Annotated in this window: 21 protein-coding genes and 1 tRNA gene; 10 read left to right on the forward strand and 12 right to left on the reverse strand. The window is 52.2% G+C overall.

Going from position 1 to position 21,733, the window contains the following annotated elements:
* Positions 1 to 85: 85 nt before the first annotated feature.
* The 3 genes from lysS to O3660_RS07745 form a co-directional block, all read right to left on the reverse strand.
* Positions 86 to 1,597: a lysine--tRNA ligase gene (gene lysS / locus O3660_RS07735; RefSeq protein ID WP_049351003.1), complete on the reverse strand. Its 1,512-nt coding sequence runs from the start codon at positions 1,595 to 1,597 to the stop codon at positions 86 to 88.
* Positions 1,598 to 1,776: 179 nt separating this feature from the next.
* On the reverse strand, positions 1,777 to 3,219 hold the full coding sequence (aldA, locus tag O3660_RS07740; protein ID WP_049351004.1) for an aldehyde dehydrogenase: 1,443 nt from the start codon (positions 3,217 to 3,219) through the stop codon (positions 1,777 to 1,779).
* 140 nt (positions 3,220 to 3,359) lie between these two features.
* Positions 3,360 to 3,435 (reverse strand) — tRNA-Lys (locus tag O3660_RS07745).
* Positions 3,436 to 3,617: 182 nt separating this feature from the next.
* Here O3660_RS07745 and O3660_RS07750 point away from each other — a divergent pair.
* The gene (locus O3660_RS07750; RefSeq protein ID WP_003684724.1) at positions 3,618 to 4,016 is read left to right on the forward strand and encodes a hypothetical protein; all 399 of its coding nucleotides are present in this window, start codon (positions 3,618 to 3,620) and stop codon (positions 4,014 to 4,016) included.
* A 63-nt stretch (positions 4,017 to 4,079) separates the two neighbouring features.
* Here the strand turns inward: O3660_RS07750 and O3660_RS07755 are convergent, their stop codons facing one another.
* Both O3660_RS07755 and O3660_RS07760 read right to left on the reverse strand, forming a co-directional pair.
* Positions 4,080 to 5,054: a TerC family protein gene (locus tag O3660_RS07755; protein WP_049352617.1), complete on the reverse strand. Its 975-nt coding sequence runs from the start codon at positions 5,052 to 5,054 to the stop codon at positions 4,080 to 4,082.
* 33 nt (positions 5,055 to 5,087) lie between these two features.
* Positions 5,088 to 5,537 carry a CopD family copper resistance protein gene (locus O3660_RS07760; protein ID WP_049352619.1) on the reverse strand — a complete coding sequence of 150 codons (450 nt, stop codon included), beginning with the start codon at positions 5,535 to 5,537 and terminating at the stop codon, positions 5,088 to 5,090.
* A gap of 254 nt (positions 5,538 to 5,791) precedes the next feature.
* On the opposite strand from O3660_RS07760, the gene O3660_RS07765 reads away from it, so the two are divergent.
* Positions 5,792 to 6,004: a glycine zipper 2TM domain-containing protein gene (locus O3660_RS07765; protein WP_080974685.1), complete on the forward strand. Its 213-nt coding sequence runs from the start codon at positions 5,792 to 5,794 to the stop codon at positions 6,002 to 6,004.
* 63 nt (positions 6,005 to 6,067) lie between these two features.
* Here O3660_RS07765 and O3660_RS07770 read toward each other — a convergent pair whose 3' ends face one another.
* From O3660_RS07770 to O3660_RS07790, 5 genes are all read right to left on the reverse strand, one after another.
* Positions 6,068 to 6,988, reverse strand: coding sequence for a hydrogen peroxide-inducible genes activator (locus tag O3660_RS07770; protein ID WP_004520212.1), 921 nt, complete (start codon positions 6,986 to 6,988; stop codon positions 6,068 to 6,070).
* Positions 6,985 to 7,254 carry a cell division topological specificity factor MinE gene (gene minE, locus O3660_RS07775; RefSeq protein WP_254323415.1) on the reverse strand — a complete coding sequence of 90 codons (270 nt, stop codon included), beginning with the start codon at positions 7,252 to 7,254 and terminating at the stop codon, positions 6,985 to 6,987. Before minE ends, O3660_RS07770 begins: the two co-directional genes overlap by 4 nt.
* Before the next feature lie 3 nt (positions 7,255 to 7,257).
* Positions 7,258 to 8,073, reverse strand: coding sequence for a septum site-determining protein MinD (gene minD, locus O3660_RS07780; protein ID WP_003684743.1), 816 nt, complete (start codon positions 8,071 to 8,073; stop codon positions 7,258 to 7,260).
* Positions 8,074 to 8,099: 26 nt separating this feature from the next.
* Complete coding sequence (gene minC, locus O3660_RS07785; RefSeq protein ID WP_003684756.1) at positions 8,100 to 8,819, reverse strand: septum site-determining protein MinC; 720 nt, start codon at positions 8,817 to 8,819, stop codon at positions 8,100 to 8,102.
* Positions 8,820 to 8,966: 147 nt separating this feature from the next.
* Positions 8,967 to 10,202, reverse strand: a complete 1,236-nt coding sequence (locus O3660_RS07790) for an FAD-binding domain-containing protein (protein ID WP_371464800.1) — start codon at positions 10,200 to 10,202, stop codon at positions 8,967 to 8,969.
* 125 nt (positions 10,203 to 10,327) lie between these two features.
* Here O3660_RS07790 and O3660_RS07795 point away from each other — a divergent pair, with 125 nt between their 5' ends.
* From O3660_RS07795 to O3660_RS07825, 7 genes are all read left to right on the forward strand, one after another.
* Positions 10,328 to 11,185: a glutathione synthetase gene (locus O3660_RS07795; RefSeq protein WP_049352625.1), complete on the forward strand. Its 858-nt coding sequence runs from the start codon at positions 10,328 to 10,330 to the stop codon at positions 11,183 to 11,185.
* A gap of 370 nt (positions 11,186 to 11,555) precedes the next feature.
* A complete protein-coding gene (locus O3660_RS07800) occupies positions 11,556 to 12,947 on the forward strand; it encodes a sodium:alanine symporter family protein (RefSeq protein WP_049352627.1) in 1,392 nt (463 codons plus the stop codon).
* 83 nt (positions 12,948 to 13,030) lie between these two features.
* A complete protein-coding gene (locus O3660_RS07805; protein WP_049352629.1) occupies positions 13,031 to 14,287 on the forward strand; it encodes a D-amino acid dehydrogenase in 1,257 nt (418 codons plus the stop codon).
* 163 nt (positions 14,288 to 14,450) lie between these two features.
* A complete protein-coding gene (zupT, locus tag O3660_RS07810; RefSeq protein ID WP_049352631.1) occupies positions 14,451 to 15,260 on the forward strand; it encodes a zinc transporter ZupT in 810 nt (269 codons plus the stop codon).
* Between the two features lie 96 nt (positions 15,261 to 15,356).
* Positions 15,357 to 18,188: a valine--tRNA ligase gene (locus O3660_RS07815; protein ID WP_049352633.1), complete on the forward strand. Its 2,832-nt coding sequence runs from the start codon at positions 15,357 to 15,359 to the stop codon at positions 18,186 to 18,188.
* A gap of 75 nt (positions 18,189 to 18,263) precedes the next feature.
* Positions 18,264 to 18,491, forward strand: a complete 228-nt coding sequence (locus O3660_RS07820; RefSeq protein WP_049352634.1) for a hypothetical protein — start codon at positions 18,264 to 18,266, stop codon at positions 18,489 to 18,491.
* A 98-nt stretch (positions 18,492 to 18,589) separates the two neighbouring features.
* Positions 18,590 to 19,054: a hypothetical protein gene (locus O3660_RS07825; RefSeq protein WP_049352636.1), complete on the forward strand. Its 465-nt coding sequence runs from the start codon at positions 18,590 to 18,592 to the stop codon at positions 19,052 to 19,054.
* A gap of 107 nt (positions 19,055 to 19,161) precedes the next feature.
* On the opposite strand, the gene O3660_RS07830 is transcribed toward O3660_RS07825, so the two are convergent.
* Both O3660_RS07830 and O3660_RS07835 read right to left on the reverse strand, forming a co-directional pair.
* The gene (locus tag O3660_RS07830) at positions 19,162 to 20,103 is read right to left on the reverse strand and encodes an ABC transporter ATP-binding protein (protein ID WP_049352638.1); all 942 of its coding nucleotides are present in this window, start codon (positions 20,101 to 20,103) and stop codon (positions 19,162 to 19,164) included.
* A gap of 15 nt (positions 20,104 to 20,118) precedes the next feature.
* Positions 20,119 to 21,009, reverse strand: a complete 891-nt coding sequence (locus O3660_RS07835; RefSeq protein WP_049352641.1) for an NUDIX domain-containing protein — start codon at positions 21,007 to 21,009, stop codon at positions 20,119 to 20,121.
* Positions 21,010 to 21,132: 123 nt separating this feature from the next.
* Here O3660_RS07835 and O3660_RS07840 point away from each other — a divergent pair, with 123 nt between their 5' ends.
* Complete coding sequence (locus O3660_RS07840; RefSeq protein ID WP_049352643.1) at positions 21,133 to 21,717, forward strand: carbonic anhydrase; 585 nt, start codon at positions 21,133 to 21,135, stop codon at positions 21,715 to 21,717.
* Positions 21,718 to 21,733: the final 16 nt, after the last annotated feature.

The raw sequence follows: 21,733 nt of genomic DNA on the forward strand, positions 1-21,733 counted from the left end.
ACTCTTCCGTTTTACATATTTGAACAAAAAGGCCGTCTGAAAACAGAGTCTTGTTTTCAGACGGCCTTGATTTTATTTCAATGCGTTATTCGGGACGCATTTGCGGGAACAGAATCACGTCGCGGATGGTTTGCGAATCGGTCAGCAACATTACCAAGCGGTCGATGCCGATGCCGCAGCCGCCGGTCGGCGGCAGACCGAATTCCATGGCGCGGATGTAGTCGGCATCGTAGTGCATGGCTTCGTCGTCGCCGGCATCTTTTTGCGCCACTTGCGCTTTGAAGCGTTCGGCTTGGTCTTCTGGATCGTTCAACTCAGAGTAGCCGTTTGCCAATTCGCGGCCAACAACGAAAAGCTCGAAGCGTTCGGTCAAACCCGGTTTGCTGTCGGATGCGCGTGCCAATGGCGATACTTCGACAGGGTAGTCGATGATGAAAGTCGGGTTCCACAGTTTGCTCTCAGCGCAACCTTCAAACAGGGCAAGTTGCAGGCTGCCGATACCCGGAGACGGCGGCAGGCTTTCGCCGTGTTTGACGATTTCTTTTTTCAGCCATTCTTCATCGTTTAACTGCTCATCGGTGTAGTGCGGATTGTATTTTTTGATGGCACCGAGAATGGTCAGGCGCTCAAATGGGCTTTCCAAATCGACTTCTTTGCCGTTGTAGCTGATTTTTGCCGTGCCGTTTACCGCGCGGGAAGCGTTGCGGATGATGTCTTCCGCCATTTGCATCATGCGTTCGTAGTCGGAGAAGGCTTCGTAGAATTCAATCATGGTGAATTCGGGATTGTGGCGAACGGACATGCCTTCGTTACGGAAGCTGCGGTTGATTTCAAACACGCGTTCCAAACCGCCGACAACCAAGCGTTTCAGATACAGCTCGGGCGCAATGCGCAGGTAGAGCGGAATGTCCAAGGCATTGTGGTGGGTAACGAACGGTTTCGCTGTCGCGCCGCCGGGAATTGGGTGCATCATCGGGGTTTCGACTTCGAGATAATGCTCGTTGACCATGAAATTGCGCACGGATTGGATGATTTGGCTGCGTTTGATGAAGGTATTGCGCGATTCTTCGTTGGCAATCAAATCGACGTAGCGTTGACGGTATTTGGTTTCCTGATCGCTCAAGCCTTTATGTTTGTCCGGCAGAGGGCGCAGGGATTTGGACAGCAGGCGGATGTTGGACACGCGCACGGTCAATTCGCCGTGGTTGGTTTTGAACAAAGTACCTTCCGCGCCGACGATGTCGCCCAAGTCCCAGTGGTTGAAGTCGTCCAAAACTTCTTGGCTCACGCCTTTGTTGTTCAGATAAAGCTGGATTTGACCGGTAACGTCTTGAATGGTGGCGAAGCTGGCTTTGCCCATTTGACGTTTGAGCATCATGCGGCCGGCAATTTTGACGGAAATGCCTTGCGGGTCGAGTTCTTCTTTGCTGATTTCACTGTATTGGGTGTGCAGGTCGGCGGCAAAGCTGTCGCGTTTGAAATCGTTAGGGTAGGCGTTGCGTTCTTTGCGGATGTTGTGCAGTTTTTCGCGACGCAGGGCGATGATTTGGTTTTCGTCCAACTGCGGCTCGATTTGCGGATTGTTTTGTTCGCTCATGGTGTTTTCCGGGAAAATGAGTCAGGCTGCTGATATTTTCAGACGGCCTGAATAAAGTGAAAAATTGGCTCTATTTTACGCGATGTCGGTGTTTTTTTCTATAAAGGCAGAAAGGCCGTCTGAAACCTGAAAAATCGGTTTCAGACGGCCTTTTGTTTCATGAAGGGCAGTATCGGCAGTTAGATATCGGTTTCCAAATAAACGACTTGGGTTTGCAGATATTCTTCCAAACCGTGTTTGCCATCGGCGCCGCCGATACCTGATTTTTTCCAACCGGCATGGAAGCCCTGCATGGCTTCAAAGTTTTCGCGGTTGATGTAGGTTTCGCCGAATTGCAGGCGGCGGGTTACATAAAACGCTTCATTCAGATTGGTGGTATAGACGGAGCTGGTCAGGCCGAATTCGCTGTCGTTTGCCAAAGCGATGACTTGATCGAGCGTGTCGAAAGTAGCGACAGGCAGGACGGGTCCGAAGGTTTCTTCCTTCATGATGTCCATGCTGTTGTCGGTATCGGTCAGCAGGGTCGGCTCGAAGAAATAGCCGCGTCCTTCGGCACGTTTGCCGCCGCAAACCAAGGTTGCGCCTTGTCGAACTGCGCGTTCGACTTTTTCGGCAACGGATTTTACGGCGCGTTCTTCAATCAACGGACCCATTTCCAGTGCGCTGGGTTCGGCTTCGGCCGGATTACCGTAGCGCACGCCTTTCATGGCGGCGGTCATTTTTTCAATAAATGCGTCTTTCAGGCTGCTGTGGACATACACGCGTTCGGCGCAGTTACAGATTTGGCCGGTATTGCCCACGCGTGAAGCCAAGATGGATTTGACGGCCAGATCCAAGTTGGCATCTTTCAGGACGATGGCAGGGGCTTTGCCACCCAGTTCCAGTGAGACTTTGGTGATGTTGGTGGCGGCGGCTTCCATCACTTGGCGGCCGGCATCGACAGAACCAGTCAGGCTGACCATATCGACTTGCGGATGTGATGCCAAGGCATTGCCGATTTCTGCGCCCGGGCCGTTGACGACGTTGAATACGCCGGCCGGTAAGCCTGAAGCATGAACGATTTCAGCAAAGATGTGGCAGTTGATCGGGGTAACGCTGCTTGGTTTGACGACGATGGTATTGCCTGTTACCAAAGCCGGGCCCATTTTGCGGGCGATTAGGAAGAATGGGAAGTTCCACGGCAAAATGCCGGCGATCACGCCTAAAGGACGTTTGAACAATAAAATATTTTCACGCGGGCGGTCGCTTTGGATGATTTCGCCTTCATAACGGCGCGCCCATTCGGCTTGGTAATCGAGATAGTCGGCGGTAAACATGACTTCCACGCGCGCCAAGTCTTTGGTTTTGCCGCCTTCGGCAACGATGGTGTCGGTCAGCTTGTCAGCGCGTTCGCGTATGCCTTGGGCGATTTTGCGCAAATACGCGCCGCGTTCGACCGCAGGCAGCCGCTCCCATGCCGGCTGCGCCGCACGCGCCGCCGCTACGGCACGGTCAACGTCAGCCTTGCCGCCTTTGGGTTCGCGGGCGATGGTTTCTTCGGTGGACGGGTTCAATACGTCGCGCCATTCGCCGTTGAAATCATTTTCAAAGCGTCCGTTGATGTACATGGCCAATTGTTTCATTTAGGGTTCTCCTGTCGTTGTAGTCGTGTGTAGTCAGTGTATGCTTAAATTGTCTGGCATACAAGTATATTTGTAGGAGAAGTAGATTATTACGGAGAACATGAAAAAAACCTGCTTTTTTCAAAGCAGGTTTTCATATTTGGTGGGTCGTGAGCGATTCGAACGCTCGACCAACGGATTAAAAGTCCGCTGCTCTACCGACTGAGCTAACGACCCGATAAGCTGTGCATTATAGGTAGCTTGTTTCTTTTCGTCAACTGTTTTTTTGAAATTTTTTTCAAAAAACGTAAACCGGCTGTTATTTGGCGTTAATTCTCCCTTTTTTGAGCATTTATTATGTTATGATTTTTTGGTCTGTCAGTTTTGACAGATATTTTTTAGACCAAAGGATATACAACATGAAAAAATTATTGATTGCTGCAATGATGGTAGCCGGCTTGGCTGCGTGTACACAAGAAGCGAAAAAAGAAACCCAAGAGGCGGCTTCTGCTGTTGCTTCCGATGTAAACGCTGCGGCTGAAAATGCAGCTTCTGCTGTTGATGCTGCTGCTTCTGAAGCCAAAGGTGCGGCTGAGCAAGCTGTTTCTGATGTTAAAGACGCTGCTGCAGATGCTAAAGCGACTGCGGATAAAGCAGTTTCTGACGCTAAAGATGCTGCCGGTAAAGCGGTTGAAGAAGCTAAAGATGCGGTTTCTGATGCTAAAGATGCTGCCAAAGACGCAGCTAAAGATGCTATGGGTAAAGCAGCCGATGCGACTCAAGAAGCTGCCGACAAATTGAAAGACGCTGCTAAATAAGCTGGTGTTTGATATTTGAAAAGGCCGTCTGAAATGTTCAGACGGCCTTTTTATATCGGCAGATTATTTTTTCTCTTGCTGACGCGTATATACCAAAGAAGTCAGGATGGACGCGCCCAGTGCGCCGAAGACGACGGACAGGGAAATGGAAATCGGGATATGCACCCAGTGCATAATCAGCATCTTGATACCGATAAAGCTCAATACGAAAGCCAAGCCGTATTTGAGGAAAATAAAGCGTTCGGCAAAGTCTGCCAGCAAAAAGTACATGGCACGCAGGCCCAAGATGGCAAAAATGTTGGAAGTGAGGACGATGAAAGGGTCGGTGGTTACGGCAAAAATAGCGGGGATGCTGTCTACGGCGAAGATAACGTCGCTCAATTCGATCATAATCAATACCAGCAAAAGCGGCGTAGCGATGCGTTTGCTGTTTTCGATGGTAAAGAATTTTTCACCGTCAAACTGTTGGCTGGTCGGGATGACTTTTTTGAGCAGGGTCAGGATCTTATTTTGGGAAAGGTCTTCTTCAGCTTCGGCTTCCGGCTTCATCATGTGAATGCCGGTGTATAAGAGGAATGCGCCGAAGAGGTACAAAATCCATTCAAATTGTTGTACCAAGGCTGCGCCGATGAAGATCATAATGGCGCGCAGGACGATGGCGCCGAATACGCCATAGAGCAAGACGCGGTGTTGGAATTTGGGTTCGACTTTGAAGTAGCCGAAAATCATCAGGAAAACGAAGATGTTATCGACGGCAAGGGATTTTTCGAGTACATAGCCGGTGAAAAATTCGAGGACTTTTTCTTTGGCGACAACGGCCCCGTAAGCTGGGTTGCCCGCCAGTTCAAAATAGAGCCAGCCTGCAAACGCGCAGGATACGGCCACCCAAATGCCGCTCCAAGCGAGGGCTTCTTTGATGCTGACTTTGTGGGCGCCGTTTTTTTTCAATGATACCATATCGATGGTGATCATGATTAAGACGGCAATAAAGAAGATGCCGTAAAACATCGGCGAGCCGACGGACGGGTATTGGGTCATAAACAATCCTTGTGTGTGGGGTATGGGTAAGGTTTACCAAGACAGGTAGAACATCGCCTTGGCAAAAAAGACGATAAACAGCATATGGCTGAATACGACGGCGTGTATGTATTTCGACCAGCCGACGGTGAGGGTGTGCCGTGCCATTTTGACGACGGCGATGGCAAAATGTACCAAAACGCTTACTGCCAACAGGATTTTGATGCTCAGCATGATGCCGAAAGAGCTGTCGAATGGGTGGTGAAGTATCGGCAGGTAGCGGTTGTACACCATCACGATGCCGCTGATGAACAAGGTAATGACGACAGGTGGCATTACGCGGACGGCACGATGGGACATGGCACGTTCGACTTCGCGGCGCGATTCGCGTGAAACGCGGCCGGTGTGTAAAACGGAGAGAACCAGCATTTCGAAAAATACGCCGCCGACAAAGGCAATCGCGCAATAAACGTGGATGATGTGTGCCAGTGCGTAGGTACTCATGACGGGTGTTTCCGGTAGTTCAGACAAGTCGTCATTGTATCACTACCGAATGCGGTTGATATATGCGCAATTTTATGCCAAATATATTAAATTTTATAAATATTCTATTGGAATTGCCGTTAATTTTTGAAGTTAACCGTTCATCAAAAGTATTATCTTAGTTTAATCTGTCTTTACTTATCAGAAAATATATTAATGAAATGTTGTGCCATACTGTTCTATATACAGCTTAACCCCTGATGGAGAATCAAACCATGAAGAAAACTTTTGCAAAAACTGTGACCTTGATCATGCTGGCCACCTCTTTGGGTGCATGTGCCAATATGACTCAAACCCAACGCAACACTGCTGCTGGTGCGGTATTGGGTGGCGTGGCAGGTAACTTGATTGGTGGCGATACCGGCTCTACCTTGGGTGGTGCGGCTTTAGGTGGCGTTATCGGCAGCCAAGTTCATACCCGCTACTAATCCTTTATTCGGTTAGAAATAAAAAGGCCGTCTGAACATTCAGACGGCCTTTTGTTTTGCGGTTTATTCGTTGACGAAGGTCACACCGGTCAGTTGCGATTGCAAAATAGCAGTGCGCAAAGCAGTCAGTGCTTTCGGACGGACAAAGTTGCGGCGATAGGCCAAAACGACACGGCGGTGCGGCGCATTGCCTTCAAACGGGATAATGCTGAAAAGCATATGGTCGTTTTCGGTCAATGCGGTAGCTGGCATGACGCTGATGGCCAAACCGCTGGCAACCATGTGGCGGATGGTGTTGATGGAGCTGCCTTGCAGGGTATTGGTCAAACCTTGGATTTTCTGTTTGGAAGCCAATTCGGAACAGCTTGCCAACACTTGGTCGCGCATACAGTTACCTTCGGACAGCAGCAACACTTGTTCTTCGCCCAAAAGCTGAGGCGTAACGGCATCGAGTTCTTCAAAGTGATGGCCTTTGGGAACAATGACGAAGAAAGGTTCGTCATACAGAGGCTCGGTCACGATGCCTGGCTCTTGGAACGGTTCGGCAACGACGATTGCATCGACATCGCCACGTTTGAGCGACTCGGTCAGGATGTGGGTATAGTTCTCTTCCAGCATCAGCGGCATTTTCGGTGCGGTTTCACGCAGCGCGGTAATGAGCTTGGGCAGAAGGTAGGGGGCAACGGTAAAAATCAGGCCGAGTTTGAATGCGCCTTCCAATTCGTTTTGTTCTTCATTGGCAAGGTGTTTGATGAGTTCTGCTTCTTCCAGAACCCGGCGGGCTTGGGCGACAATGCGCTCGCCCGCTTCAGTCGTGATGATGTCGTTGCTGCTACGGTCGAACAGGGATACCGACAGCTCTTCCTCCAGCTTTTTGATGGCAATGGAGAGGGTGGGCTGGCTGACAAAGCAGCGTCGTGCGGCACGTCCGAAGTGACGTTCTTGTGCGACGGCTACGATGTAACGCAATTCGGTCAAGGTCATGTGTTAAGCCTTTTTTGTTCCGGCAGGGTGATGTTCAGCTCAAGAACGTCCAAGCCGTCTTGTTTCTCTTGGGAGATGCGGATGTCGTCCAATGATACGTTGACGTATTTGGACAGGACTTCCAACAACTCTTTACGCAAGGTCGGCAGATAGTCTGGAGCTTGGCCTTCTTGTGCGCGTTCTTGTGCGATGATGATTTGCAGGCGGTCGCGCGCGACTGTGGCGGTTTTCGGCTTTCTGCCGAACAGCATATCGAGCAGTGACATGTATTAACCTCCGAACAGTCGTTTTAAGAAGCTTTTCTTCTCAGCTTCGAGGAAACGCATTTCGCGGTTTTCACCCAAGAGGCGGGCGATAACGTCTTTATAGGCTTCTGCTGCTGCGGCATTGTCTTGGTGGATGACAGGTTCGCCGGAATTGGAAGCTTGCAAAACGTTTTGTGATTCAGGAATCACACCGATCAACGGAATACGCAAGATGTCGCAGATGTCTTGTACAGACAGCATTTCGCCTTTGGCTACGCGCTCAGGGGAGTAGCGAGTAATCAGCAGGTGCTCTTTAACAGTGCTGCCTTGTTCTGCTTTGCGGGATTTGCTTTGCAAAATGCCCAAGATACGGTCGGAATCGCGGACGCTGGATACTTCCGGGTTGGTGGTAATGATGGCTTCGTCGGCAAAGTAGAGCGCCATCAGTGCGCCTTGTTCGATACCGGCAGGAGAGTCGCAGATGATGAATTCGAAGCCCATTTTTTCGCTGGCTAACTCTTTCATCACGTTGTCTACACCTTCGCGGGTCAGTGCGTCTTTATCGCGGGTTTGCGATGCAGGCAGGATGTAGAGGTTTTCGCAGTTTTTGTCTTTAATAAGGGCTTGGTTGAGAGTCGCTTCGCCGTGGATAACGTTGATGAGGTCGTATACGACGCGGCGTTCGCAACCCATAATCAGGTCAAGGTTGCGCAAACCGACGTCGAAGTCGATTACGGCAGTTTTGTGGCCGCGCAGGGCCAGGCCGGTTGCGATGCTGGCGCTGGTAGTGGTCTTGCCTACGCCGCCTTTACCTGAAGTTACTACGATGATTTTGGACACGATATTTCCTTTTTAAGTACTGATGTTTATTCGGCGTCGATTGCGCTGATAACCAGTCGGTTGTCTTGCAATGATACTTGTACGGGTTTTTTGTGCAGATGCTCGGGCAGGTCTTGCTCGAAGTTGCGGTAGATACCGGCAACGGAGACTAATTCGGCCTGCATGGAATGAATAAAGATGCGCGCGTTGGTATTGCCTTTTGCACCGGCCAACGCTCTGCCGCGCATGGGGGCATAAATATGGATGTTGCCGTCGGCAATAAGTTCCGCACCTTGGCTGACGATGCCGGTGACGATGAGGTCGCCGTTTTCAGCGTAAACCTGCTGGCCGGTACGCACGGGCGTGCTGACCAATACGGTCGGATTGTTGATAACGGTGGCCTGTACGTCTTGCGGCTGCGGTGCTTGGCGTGAGGCAGGCGCTGCCTGTGTGTCGGCTGCTTGGGTGGAGTTGCCTTGTTTGAATACCAAGTGATAACGCGCCGCCGCTGCCGCCCATGTGTCGCTGGTGTGGTGCAGCCCTAAAATTTGCATGCCGTAACGGGCAAACAGGGAAATCATGCCGCCCAAATCGATGGATTCGGGGTGGTCGAAATCTTGTACGTCTAAAATGAAGGGAACGAATTCGTCTTGGGATTGGCCTGCCAGTTGGCGCAGGAATTCTTCCAATTCGGTTAAATCTGCGGTGTGCAGATGGATGGATAAGACGTCCAAACGTGATGTTTTTATGTCGAATGCGGGTTTCATTGTCATGAAATAATAAAATTTTTTAATGACGTAAGTTTACCGTGTAAATCTTGGCTATTCAATCTGTTTGACCATCTGAAACCAAAATATTTTGTTTGAACGTTTTTCAGCTGTATTTAGTGTGGTTTTTTGGTGTGAATGCAGGTTTCAGACGGCCTTGGGAAAGGGGTAGCCGTGTGTGTCGATGTCATCGGCGGCGGCCCACGGCGTGTGGATGAGGGTGGACGGTAGGTGCGCCAATTCGGGGACGTAACTGCGGATGTAGCTGCCGTCGGGATCGATTTGATGCGAACGGTGGGCATAGCGGACGGTAGCCGTGTCTTGTGCGGCGAGGTGCCAGTTGGCTTGGTTGAGTGCGGGGTCGGTGCCGGTTTGGACGGAGGCTGCCCACGCAATGCCTTGGTTGGGGTCGAAGTTGAGGGCGTGGCAGAAATAGTGGGCGCACAGCTGCTGGAGAACGGGGTGTAAGTGACCAGTGGCTTCGAGGCCGCGGATGGAGGCGTCGATGATGGGTACGCCGGTTTGGCCGAGTCGCCAGTATTCGCGTACCGGAGCGGCATCGGTTGTTTCGGGCAGGCGGCGGTGGTAGGCGAGCTGGTAGCAGTAGTCGCGGAAAATAAGTTTGTCCAGCCATTCGAAATGTCGGTTTGCCAAGCCTTCGGCGGCCAGCAGGCGCGGTGAAATGCAGCCTGCGGACAGGTAGGCATTGAGGAGGCTGGTGTTTTTTCGTGCCGGAAAGTTTTGGGTAATCGGGTAGTGAACCAAATTCTGTTTGAACGCGTGCCATTGCGTTAAGGCTGCGGTTTCGCCGCCCTGTTGATAGGCAGGCAATACCGCGCCGGTATGGGCTGGAAACAGCGGAACGTTTTGTCTGGTTTGAACAGGCAATTCGGTTTCAGACGGCCTTTGTCCTGAATAAGCTTGCAACCATGCTTGTTTATAGGCGGCAAAATCGGTGTAGGGCAGGCCGTTGGCATCCATAAGGGGGAATTTGGCCAAAATGCCGCGGTCGTTGGTGTGTTGCAAGGCAATGCCTGCCCGGTCGAAATTGTGCCAGAGGTGGTTGTCTTGGCGGATTTCGGCTTCGGTGTAGGCTTCGTCTGTGATGACGGTATGGGCATTGAGCGCAGCAGCCAAGGGGAGGAGGTCTTCGTCGGAGGCGACGACATATAAAGGAATATGGTGCGCCGCCAGACGGGTATGCAGTTCTTGCGCGGCTTGATAGTGGAACAGGCTTTGACGCGGATTGTGGTTTTCAGACGGCCTTTGACTGACCCAGACGCAGGCGATGGGCAAACCGCTTGCAACGGCGGCATTAAGCGCGGCATTGTCGTGCAGGCGGAGGTTACGGCGGAACCAGACAAGGACGTGAGCAGATTTCATGAGCATGTTCCGACGAAAAAGGGGAGACCATTTTATCAGAATCGGCCTCATGTATCAGGCCGTCTGAAAAATCTTTTGGTTTGATTTTGCTATATAATTTTGGTTTTAGCAATGAGGTGGCAATCATGACCGAGCAAACTGTTTTGGCACTCATTACCTGCCAAACTTATCCCGAACCATCGGACAACCTGAAAACATTGGCGGCATGCTTAGAAACCATGGGCGTGGGAACCGTATTTGATGCGTGGCAAAACCATCCGTCCGCACCGTTTTTACTGCCTTTGTGCGCATGGGATTATGCCGCCGAACCCGAAGCCTTCCGCCAATGGCTGGAGCAAGCCGAGCAGGCGGGGCAGCGTTTTATCAATCCGCCCGAGCTGATGGCTTGGAATATGGAAAAGACTTATTTGTGCGATTTAGCAGAACGCGGCGCGCGAGTGATTCCCAGCGTGTTCGTTCCGCCGCAAAAAGCCGAGTTGGCGGACATCCTGAACCGACAAGGCTGGACGAAAGCGGTCATCAAGCCGGCATTCGGGCAGAGCGGCAAAGGCGTGGTCAAAGTTTGTGCGGAGGCATTGGACGTGGATATGGCGGATTATCCGCAAGGCATGATTGTTCAACCTTATATCCGCGAAATCGAAACAGCAGGCGAAACCTCGCTGGTGTTTTTCAACGGCACATTCAGCCATGCCGTACGCCGTCAGCCGCCACACGGCGAATGGCGCGCCAACTCGGCCTATGGCGTGTCAGTGTTCGGTATCGAGCCGCCCGAGTTTGCCGTCCGTGCCGCGCAAAACGTACTGGCCACTTTGCCGCAAATGCCGGTTTACGCCCGAGTGGACGGCACATTGGTCGGCGACACCTTCCTGCTCAATGAATTGGAACTCATCGAGCCCGCCCTGTATTTGCACACCAGTGAAGGCGCGACGGAACGCTTTGCCCGAGTGTTGGCGCAGTTGCTTGAGCAACATTCATCAACCTGACTTTATTAATATAAATAGCAAGCCTCAGGCCGTCTGAAAACCATCTTTCAGACGGCCTGAGGCTTTTTTTAAACAAGATTTGCGTGTTTGTATTTTTCAATAATGTGCCATTTGTCGATTGTGTCATTTTAATTGTTGCAGTCTTAATTGATGGTTGGTTAACTTTCATTTGGCATTTTATCTCGGCCGCAGCCTTTATTTTTAGCGGATTGTAAACAATCTGGCCGGTCTAAATAGATATCTTTTTAGGGTAAAACCTCAAAAATCTTTTTAAAAAGAAAGATATTGTCTTATTGAATATTCTGTGCTGAAATTACATGACACTACAAAAAGTAGTGCATAAAAAATAAAACAGACAAAGGAGAAAGCCATGCAATTGTTTTTAGACAATCTCAAAGCCTTTTTCGAAACCATCAGCGGCTGGGTCTGGGGACCTATTATGTTGATGCTGCTGGTCGGTACGGGCATTTTGCTGACCGTTTTGCTGAAAGGCTTGCAGTTCACCATGTTGGGTTATGCGCTGAAGCAGGCGTTTGTGCCGTCAAAGAAGCATGAAGACGGCGAAGACCACGAAGGCGATATTTCCCATTTCGCGGCGTTGATGACCGCGCTATCCGCCACCATCGGCACGGGTAACATCGCCGGTGTGGCGACTGCGGTGGTAACCGGCGGCCCGGGCGCGGTATTTTGGATGTGGATGACCGCCATTTTCGGTATGGCCACCAAATACGGCGAAGGCGTATTGGCGGTGAAATACCGCGTGACCAATTCCAAAGGCGAAATGTCCGGTGGCCCGATGTATTACATCGAAAAAGGTTTGGGCCAAAACTGGAAATGGATGGCCGTCGCGTTTGCGCTGTTTGGCACATTCGCTTCCTTCGGTATCGGCAGCTCGGTGCAGTCCAACTCGGTTGCGCAGGCAGTGCAAACCAGCTTCGGCGTCGAACCTGCCTACACCGGCGTGATATTGACCGTATTAACGGCCATTGTGCTTTTGGGCGGCATTAAGGGCATTGCCAAAGCCGCATCCTTTATCGTACCTGCCATGGCAGTGTTTTATGTAGTAGGCGGTATTGCCATTATCGTGATTAATTCCGATGTGTTGATGCCTGCCGTCAAACTGATTTTCTCCGATGCGTTTAGCGCGCAAGCTGTGGCCGGCGGCGCCATCGGTACGGTCATCCGCTACGGCGTGGCGCGCGGCGTGTTCTCCAACGAAGCGGGTATGGGTTCTGCGCCAATTGCCGCCGCAGCCGCGAAAACTGACCACCCCGTCCGTCAGGCTTTGGTTTCCATGACCGGTACTTTTTTGGACACCATTGTTGTTTGCTCGATTACCGGTATCGTGTTGGTCATGGGTCTGCTCGGCGCAGGTGGCGAGTTTGTGAAACCTGAATTGAGCGGCGCGGCGCTGACAACCGTCACTTTCCAAAAAATGCTGCCCGGCATCGGCGGCTGGATTGTGACCATCGGCCTGATTTTCTTTGCCTACTCAACCATTCTCGGCTGGTGTTATTACGGCGAGAAATGCGCGGTTTACGTCTTCGGCGAGAAGTTTGCCGGTTTGTACCGCGTCGGTTATGTTTCTTCAGTTATGCTGGGAACCGTGTTGAGCCTTGATTTGGTGTGGCTGGCTTCGGACACATTCAACGGCTTGATGGCATTGCCCAACCTGATTGCGCTTTTGTTGATGGCGAAAGTCATCGTCAATGAAACGCGCGACTTCAAACAAAAAATCAAAAACGGCGAATTGCCGCATTAATGTCCAAGGCCGTCTGAACCTGAACATTCAGACGGCCCAGTGTATATTAAGTTTGTTTTGAAAAAAGTCAGAGGAGGAGAAAAATGAAAGTGCTTGTTTTAGGTGCTGGTGTTGCCGGCGTATCTTCCGCGTGGTATCTGGCAGAGGCCGGACATGAAGTAACGGTCATCGACCGCGCCGAGGGCGTGGCGATGGAAACCAGTTTTGCCAACGCAGGCCAGCTCTCTTACGGCTATACCACGCCGTGGGCTGCACCCGGTATCCCGACCAAAGCGCTGAAATGGCTGTTTAAAAGCCATCCGCCTTTGCTGTTTCGCCCTGACGGCAGCCTGTATCAAATCGAATGGCTGTGGCAAATGCTGCAAAACTGCACGGCAGCACGCTATCAAACCAACAAAGAGCGCATGGTCAGGATTTCCGAATACAGCCGTGAAATGTTCCGCCGTTTTGAAGCGCAAACCGGCATGAATTTTGAAGGGCGCAAAAAAGGGACGTTGCAGATTTTCCGCCAAGCCAAAGAAGTCGAAGCAGCAGAACAAGACATTGCCGTTTTGGAACGCTACGGCGTGCCCTACCGCCGTCTGAAACCCGAAGAATGCGCAGAATTTGAGCCTGCGCTGGCGCGCGTTACCGCCAAAATTGCCGGCGGCCTGCACCTGCCTGCGGATGCGACCGGCGACTGCCACCTCTTCACCCAAAACCTGTACCAACTCTGTCTGGAAAAAGGCGTACAGTTCCATTTCAACCAAACCATCCGCCGCATCGAACACAATGGGCAGCGCATCAGCGCAGTCGAAACCGAAAAAGAACGCTTTGAAGCAGATGCCTTCGTCTGCGCGCTCGGCTGCTTCAGCAGGACGGTTTTGGTGCAGTTGGATCTCAATCTGCCGATTTATCCCGTCAAAGGCTATTCCTTGACCCTGCCCGTCACCAATTCAGACGGCGCGCCGGTTTCCACCGTGTTAGATGAGAGCTACAAAGTCGCCATCACGCGCTTTGACAACAGAATCCGCGTCGGCGGCATGGCGGAATTGTCCGGCTACGAAATCAAACTGCCCGAAAAACGCCGCGAAACCTTGGCTTTGGTCGTCAACGATTTGTTTCCTGAAGGCGGCGATTTGAGCCAAGCATTGTTCTGGAGCGGCCTCAGACCGATGACGCCTGACAGCACGCCGTTAATCGGGCGTACCCGCTTTGAAAACTTATTCCTAAATACCGGTCACGGTACTTTGGGCTGGACCATGTCGCTGGGTTCGGCAAAATTAACCGCCGATATCGTGAGCGGCAAAGACACCGAAATCCGCAGCGACGATTTGATCCTGTCGCGTTATCAGGCTTAAGCTGGAAAGCGATAAGGTTTAAAGGCCGTCTGAAAATCATTTTTCAGACGGCCTTTTGTTTCAAAATCCGTGTACCTAATCAATAAAATAAATAATAACTATTATCATACGCATTAAAAAGTGTTAGTCTGAACCTGTCCCAGCTTTGAGTGCAGGTTTTCTCATGCCCGATTTTTCGATGTCCAATTTGGCCGTTGCCTTTTCCATTACGTTGGCTGCCGGTTTGTTTACCGTATTAGGCAGCGGCCTGGTGATGTTTTCCAAAACGCCCAATCCGCGGGTGTTGTCGTTTGGTTTGGCATTTGCCGGCGGTGCGATGGTGTATGTTTCCCTGACGGAGATTTTCAGTAAATCCAGTGAGGCGTTCGCTGAAATTTATGATAAAGACCACGCGTTTGCGGCGGCGACCATGGCATTTTTGGTCGGTATGGGCGGCATTGCGCTGATCGACCGCCTGGTGCCGAACCCGCATGAAACCTTAGACGCGCAAGACCCGTCGTTTCAAGAAAGCAAACGCCGCCATATCGCGCGAGTCGGCATGATGGCGGCGTTTGCGATTACTGCGCACAATTTCCCCGAAGGCTTGGCGACGTTTTTTGCCACCTTGGAGAATCCGGCGGTTGGGATGCCTTTGGCCTTGGCGATTGCCATCCATAATATTCCGGAGGGCATTTCCATTGCCGCGCCGGTTTATTTTGCCACCCGCAGCCGTAAGAAAACGGTATGGGCGTGCCTGCTATCCGGCTTGGCCGAGCCGTTGGGGGCGGCTTTGGGCTATTTGGTTTTGCAGCCGTTTTTGTCGCCTGCCGTGTTTGGTTCGGTATTCGGCGTGATAGCCGGTGTGATGGTGTTTTTGGCGTTGGACGAGCTGCTGCCGGCCGCCAAACGCTATTCAGACGGCCATGAAACCGTTTACGGCCTGACGACGGGTATGGCGGTGATTGCCGTCAGTTTGGTATTATTCCGTTTTTAAAACCCGTATGCCGAAGGCCGTCTGAAATGATTCAGACGGCCTTTTTGCGTTATAATCCGCACATCAAAAATAACCTTAATTTCACAAAGTTCCATCATGTTAGACAAATACAATCCAGCCGAAATTGAATCCGAACATTATCAAAACTGGGAAGAGCAGGGCTATTTCCAGCCCGATATGGATTTGACCAAACCGTCTTTTTCCATCCAACTGCCGCCGCCCAATGTAACCGGCACGCTGCACATGGGTCATGCCTTCAACCAAACCATTATGGACGGCCTGACCCGCTACTACCGCATGAAAGGCTGCAACACCGCCTGGATTCCCGGCACCGACCATGCGGGCATCGCCACGCAGATTGTGGTCGAGCGTCAGCTTGCCGCGCAAAACGTGTCCCGTCATGACTTGGGGCGTGAAAAATTCTTGGAAAAAGTGTGGGAATGGAAAGAAGTGTCCGGCGGCACGATTACGCAGCAGATGCGCCGCGTGGGCTGTTCCGCCGACTGGACGCGCGAGTATTTCACGATGGACGACGTGCGTGCCGAAACCGTGACCGAAGTGTTTGTGCGCCTGTTTGAACAGGGCTTGATTTACCGCGGCAAACGCTTGGTAAACTGGGATCCGGTATTGGGTACGGCAGTGTCTGATTTGGAAGTGGAAAGCGTGGAAGAACAAGGCTCTATGTGGCACATCCGCTATCCGCTGGCCGACAATCCTGCCGAAGCCGTTATCGTGGCGACTACCCGCCCCGAAACGCTGCTGGGCGACGTTGCCGTAGCCGTCAATCCCGAAGACGAACGTTACACCCACTTAATCGGCAAAGAGTTAATCCTGCCGCTGACCGGCCGCACCATCCCCGTGATTGCCGACGAATACGTTGAAAAAGACTTCGGCACAGGCTGCGTGAAAATCACGCCTGCGCACGACTTCAACGACTACGAAGTCGGCAAACGCCACGACACGCGTCTGATTAACGTGTTCGACTTGGAAGCCAAAGTGTTGGCAAACGCCGAAGTGTTCAACTTCAAAGGCGAAGCGCAACAAGGTTTTGCCCTGCCTGAAAAATACGCAGGCTTAGACCGCTTTGCCGCGCGCAAACAAATGGTTGCCGATTTGCAGGAACAAGGCTTCTTGGTCGAAATCAAAGCGCACACGCTGATGACGCCGAAAGGCGACCGCACAGGTTCGGTGATTGAGCCGATGCTGACCAGCCAATGGTTTGTCGCCATGTCCGCTACGCCAAACGGCGGCGAGCCTGACAGCGAATTCAAAGGCTTGAGCCTCGCCGACAAAGCCAAAAAAGCCGTCGACAGCGGCGCGGTACGCTTTATCCCTGAAAACTGGGTCAACACTTACAACCAATGGATGAACAACATCCAAGACTGGTGTATCTCGCGCCAACTGTGGTGGGGCCATCAAATCCCTGCATGGTACGACAATGAAGGCAATGTGTACGTTGCCCGTAATCAGGAAGAAGCCGAAAAACAAGCCGGCAAAACTGGTTTGACCCGCGAAGAAGACGTATTGGATACATGGTTCTCCTCCGCGCTCGTGCCGTTCTCTACACTCGGCTGGCCGTCTGAAACCGACGAACTCAAAGCCTTCCTGCCATCCAATGTCTTGGTAACAGGTTACGAAATCATCTTCTTCTGGGTGGCGCGCATGATTATGATGACCACCCACTTCACCGGCAAAGTACCGTTTAAAGACGTGTATATCCACGGCATCGTGCGCGACCACGAAGGCAAAAAAATGTCCAAATCCGAAGGCAACGTCATCGACCCTGTGGATTTGATCGACGGCATCGACTTGGAAAAACTGCTGGTGAAACGTACCACCGGCCTGCGCAAACCCGAAACCGCGCCGAAAGTGGAAGAAGCCACCAAAAAACTCTTCCCCGAAGGCATTCCGAGCATGGGCGCGGACGCATTGCGCTTCACCATGGCGAGCTACGCCAGCCTCGGCCGCAGCGTCAACTTCGACTTCAAACGCGCCGAAGGCTACCGCAACTTCTGCAATAAATTGTGGAACGCCACCAACTTCGTGTTGATGAACACCGAAGACAAAGACTGCGGTCAAGACGAAATGCAGCCGTTGGCGTTTACCTTTGCCGACCAATGGATTATCGGCAAACTGCAACAAGCCGAAGCCGCCGTTGCCGAAGCCTTTGAAACCTACCGCTTTGACCTTGCCGCGCAAACGCTGTACGAATTTGTGTGGAACGAATATTGCGACTGGTACATCGAGCTGGCAAAAGTGCAAATCCAAACCGGCTGCCCGACAACCCAGCGCACCACACGCCGCACCCTCGTGCGCGTACTCGAAACCATCCTGCGCCTGCTGCACCCAATCATGCCTTTCATTACCGAAGAGCTGTGGCAGGTCGTTGCGCCTCTGGCGAATGCCAAAACCGCCGACAGCATCATGTTGGCCGCCTATCCGCAAGCCGATAAAGAAAAAATCGTTCAGACGGCCTTCGACAAAATGGCTGCATTGAAAGACTTGGTGGAAGAAGTGCGCAAACTGCGCGGCGAAATGGGTATCGCGCCAAACGTCAAAGCGCCGCTCTTCGTCGAAGGCAGTGCAGAACTCGAAGGCCTGCTCAAATACCTGCCGTCGCTGACCCGACTGACTGAAGCCAAGCTGGTGGACAGCCTGCCCGAAGCGGAAGACGCCCCCGTCGCCGTCTGCAACGGCGCGCGCCTGATGTTGAAAGTCGAAATCGACAAAGCCGCCGAAACCGCTCGTTTGAGCAAAGAAGCCGAGAAGCTGCAAAAAGCCTTGGACAAACTCAACGCCAAACTCTCCAAACCCGGCTACACCGAAAAAGCCCCGGCGCATCTGGTGGAAAAAGACAAAGCCGATTTGGCGGAATTGGAAGACAAAATGGCGAAAGTTCAAACTCAGTTGGCGAAGTTGAAAGACTGATTTTGATTGAATAGACAAGGCCGTCTGAAAACCTGAAACCACGGTTTTCAGACGGCCTTATCAAAAGGAAATCAAATTATGGACTTCATCGTGCCTATATTGCTCATCGTCGCCATCGTCGTACTTCATATTCATACCTGCTTTACCGAAGCCGTCCACCTCAACAAATGGCGGCCGTGGCTGATTATTCTACTGTTGATTCTGACCGGCACTTGGTTTATCTACTTCGTCAGCCGTACCGCGCTGATAAAGCTGGGTGTCCAGCTGGTGCTGATTGCCGTCCTCGTGATTTACATCTCTTGAACGTCTGCCTGCGACAGAATACTCGCAAAGGCCGTCTGAAAATGCAGCTTCAATGTCATTGCAACTTTTCAGACGGCCTCTTTTAAGAAAGGAAATAGATGCAACTCTTTATTTTGCCGATACTTTTATCCGCAACAACCGCCCTGGCTTCTCCGATTGTCGGTACATGGCATTGCGTTGGCTCTGATGAAAACATCCACAGTGATACAAAAGTCGAATATCTTCAGGACGGCAGTTTCCGTGGCGACGCTAAGCTCAAAGTGGACGATGACGGCAATGTCTTAGCGTACCATGTTGTCGGTAGGGGTAAATGGCGTTTTGCGAACAAAGCCTTAACTCAAAGCCAAATCAAGTACAGCGAAGTTTCACGACTCCACAGCCCTGAAACATTGGCATGGTTGGAAGAATCAGAAGACGGCCAATTCTTGGAAAGTATGATATACACCGGATTGGTCGCGCAGATGGACAAGCCCGGTGAAGACGAGGTTTATCAAATGGATAAAACAGGCAAATTGGTGTCTGAGGATGGAACTTCCCGTGAGGTATGTACGAAAGTGAAGTAAATAGCGATTGTAGATCAGATGGGTTTGTCTGATTGATGGCTTAGATAACAAAGGCCGTCTGAAACTTAAATTTCAGACGGCCTTTTTCTTTTTTTAATCCATCAAATTCAATCAAACCAAACAATCTGACTTTCATCCACGCTGATGCGGATTTCCTGTCCGGTTTGCGGTTTGTCCGTATCGTGGTCGGCGTGGGGATACCAAATCAAATCGCCGTATTGCGGATGGACGAGGGTAAGGCGTGTGCCTTCGGCGAGGGGGACGGCTTCGTTGATGCGGACGGACGTGCCGTTCGGGTCGAATCGGATGGCGTGTTGGGGAATGTAGCGTGTGTCGCCGGTGTTGGCCAAACCGAGCAGTAAGGCAGCTTGGGCATTGACGGGGCGGCGGATAAGGGTTTCCGGTGTGCCGTGTTGGAGGATGCGGCCTTCGTGCATGATGGCGATGGTGTCGGCCATGGTGCAGGCTTCCTCGGCAGAGTGGGTCACGAGGATGGCGGGGATGTTTTGACTGCGGATGCGTTCGGCGGTCAGGGTGCGCAGGTGGTGGCGCAGGTGGGTGTCGAGGCTGGAGAAGGCTTCGTCCAAGAGCAACAGCGACGGGCGCGTGATGAGGGCGCGTGCGAGAGCGAGGCGTTGCTGTTCACCGCCGGAGAGGCTTTCGGGTTTGCGTTGCGCTTCGTGTTCCAAACCGATGTCGCGCAAGGCCTGCATGGATTGTTCTTCGATGTCGGCTTTGGGCAGGCGGCGCATTTTGAGGCCGAAGCCGACGTTGTCGAGGGCGGTTAAATGCGGCAAAAGGGCGTAGTCTTGAAACATCAGCGAGATATTGCGTTTTTCAGACGGCATGTCGGTGATGTTGTCGCCGTTGAGCCAGACTTCGCCGCTGTCTGGATGCACCAGGCCGACGATGGTTTTGAGCAGGGTGGATTTGCCGCAGCCGGAGCGGCCGAGTACGGCGAGGATTTCGCCTGCTTCGACGTTTAGGTTGATGTCTTGGGCAACGGTTTTGCTGCCGAAGCGTTTGTTGATGTTTTTAAGTTGCAACATGGTTTCAGACGGCCTTTAAAAATGGGGTCGGCAACGGATGCTGTCGAGCCATGCGGACAGCGGATGTTTGGGGTCGATTAGGCCGTATCGACGGCAGGCTTCGATCGTGACCAACTGGGCATCGTGCATCATGTGTCCGCCCAACATGGCATCGAGCAGGGTGGGGATGTCCATCAGTTCAAAACCGGCGACTTCGCCGTCTTGGTTGGCGGGTTGGAAGCCTTCGGGCAGGACGATGTCGAAGATATACAGGATTTCGTTGTGGACACCGCGATTAACGGGGCGCAAACTATATATTTGGGCGGTCGGTCGGATATGGGGTGTCAGAGAAGCGGGAATGCCGGCTTCTTCTTCGCCTTCGCGGCAGACGGCTTCAGACGGCCTCTCGCCACTGCTGATGCCGCCGCCGGTCAGGTTGTCGAGTTTGTTCGGATCGACGGCTTTGTGCGGACTGCGGCGGCCTATCCAAAAGCGTAAACCGTCTTCTGTTTCGACCAACCCGTTTAAGTGAACTGCCTGACTCATCAGGCCGAACGGACGGAAGGCGGCGCGTTCGAGTGCGCATAAAGGCTTACCCGACTGGTCGCAGATGTCAAACTTTTCACCGCGCCAACCTTTGAGCCAACCGCACTCGCGCCATTGTTGCGCCAGCGTTTGCAAACTGTCACCCATCTGAGTCCAGCTGTCTGTTTCCAAATTCAGGCCGTCTGAAAGGGGTGCCTGCCTGCCTGTCCAATCTTGTCCGAGGCGTTCGCGCCATAACGGGTTCAGACGGCCTAAAGGCAGGCCGTTGAGATACAGAATGCACCAATCGTCGGATGCGCCATAGCTTGTTTGCGCCCAATCCCACAATGCGTCGTGGACATCGGGTGTGAATACTTGTTCAAAACGGAAAGACTGAGACATGGCGCATCCTCCAAAAGAACTAAAGATACGTCGATTTTAGCCGTTTACGGCGAATTTGCAAAACGACCATACCCCTTGAAAACCGCTATAATAGAGTAAATCATCCGAAAAGAGCACATCATCATGAGTGAATTGACCGATATCCTTTCCTACAACCAACATTTCGTTGAATCGGGAGAGTACGAAAAATATTTCACCAACAAATACCCCGGCCGCGAGCTGGCCATTCTTTCCTGCATGGACGCACGCATTATCGAATTGCTGCCCAATGCCTTGGGCTTGAAAAACGGCGATGCCAAGCTCATCAAAAACGCCGGTGCGCTGGTGACCCACCCTTGGGGTTCGGTGATGCGCAGTTTGTTGGTGGCCGTATTTGAACTCAAAGTCAAAGAAATCATGGTCATTGCCCACCACGACTGCGGTATGCGCGGATTGCACGCTGAAGAGTTCCTCCAACGCGTACACGACAGCAATATCCCCGACGACCGCATCGAAACCCTGCGCAATGCCGGTATCGATTTGGACGGCTGGCTGACCGGTTTTGACAACGTCGAAGACAGCGTGCGCCATACCGTCGAGCTGATTCGCAAACATCCGCTGATGCCCGACAACATCGCCATCCACGGCCTGGTCATCCACCCGACCACAGGCAAGCTCAACCTGATTATTGACGGCAGCCTACCTGCTTTAGACGGCCAAAACATCTAACGCAGACACCACCACG

The sequence above is a fragment of the Neisseria sp. 27098_8_139 genome (genome assembly GCF_041433195.1).
Lineage (GTDB): Bacteria > Pseudomonadota > Gammaproteobacteria > Burkholderiales > Neisseriaceae > Neisseria > Neisseria subflava.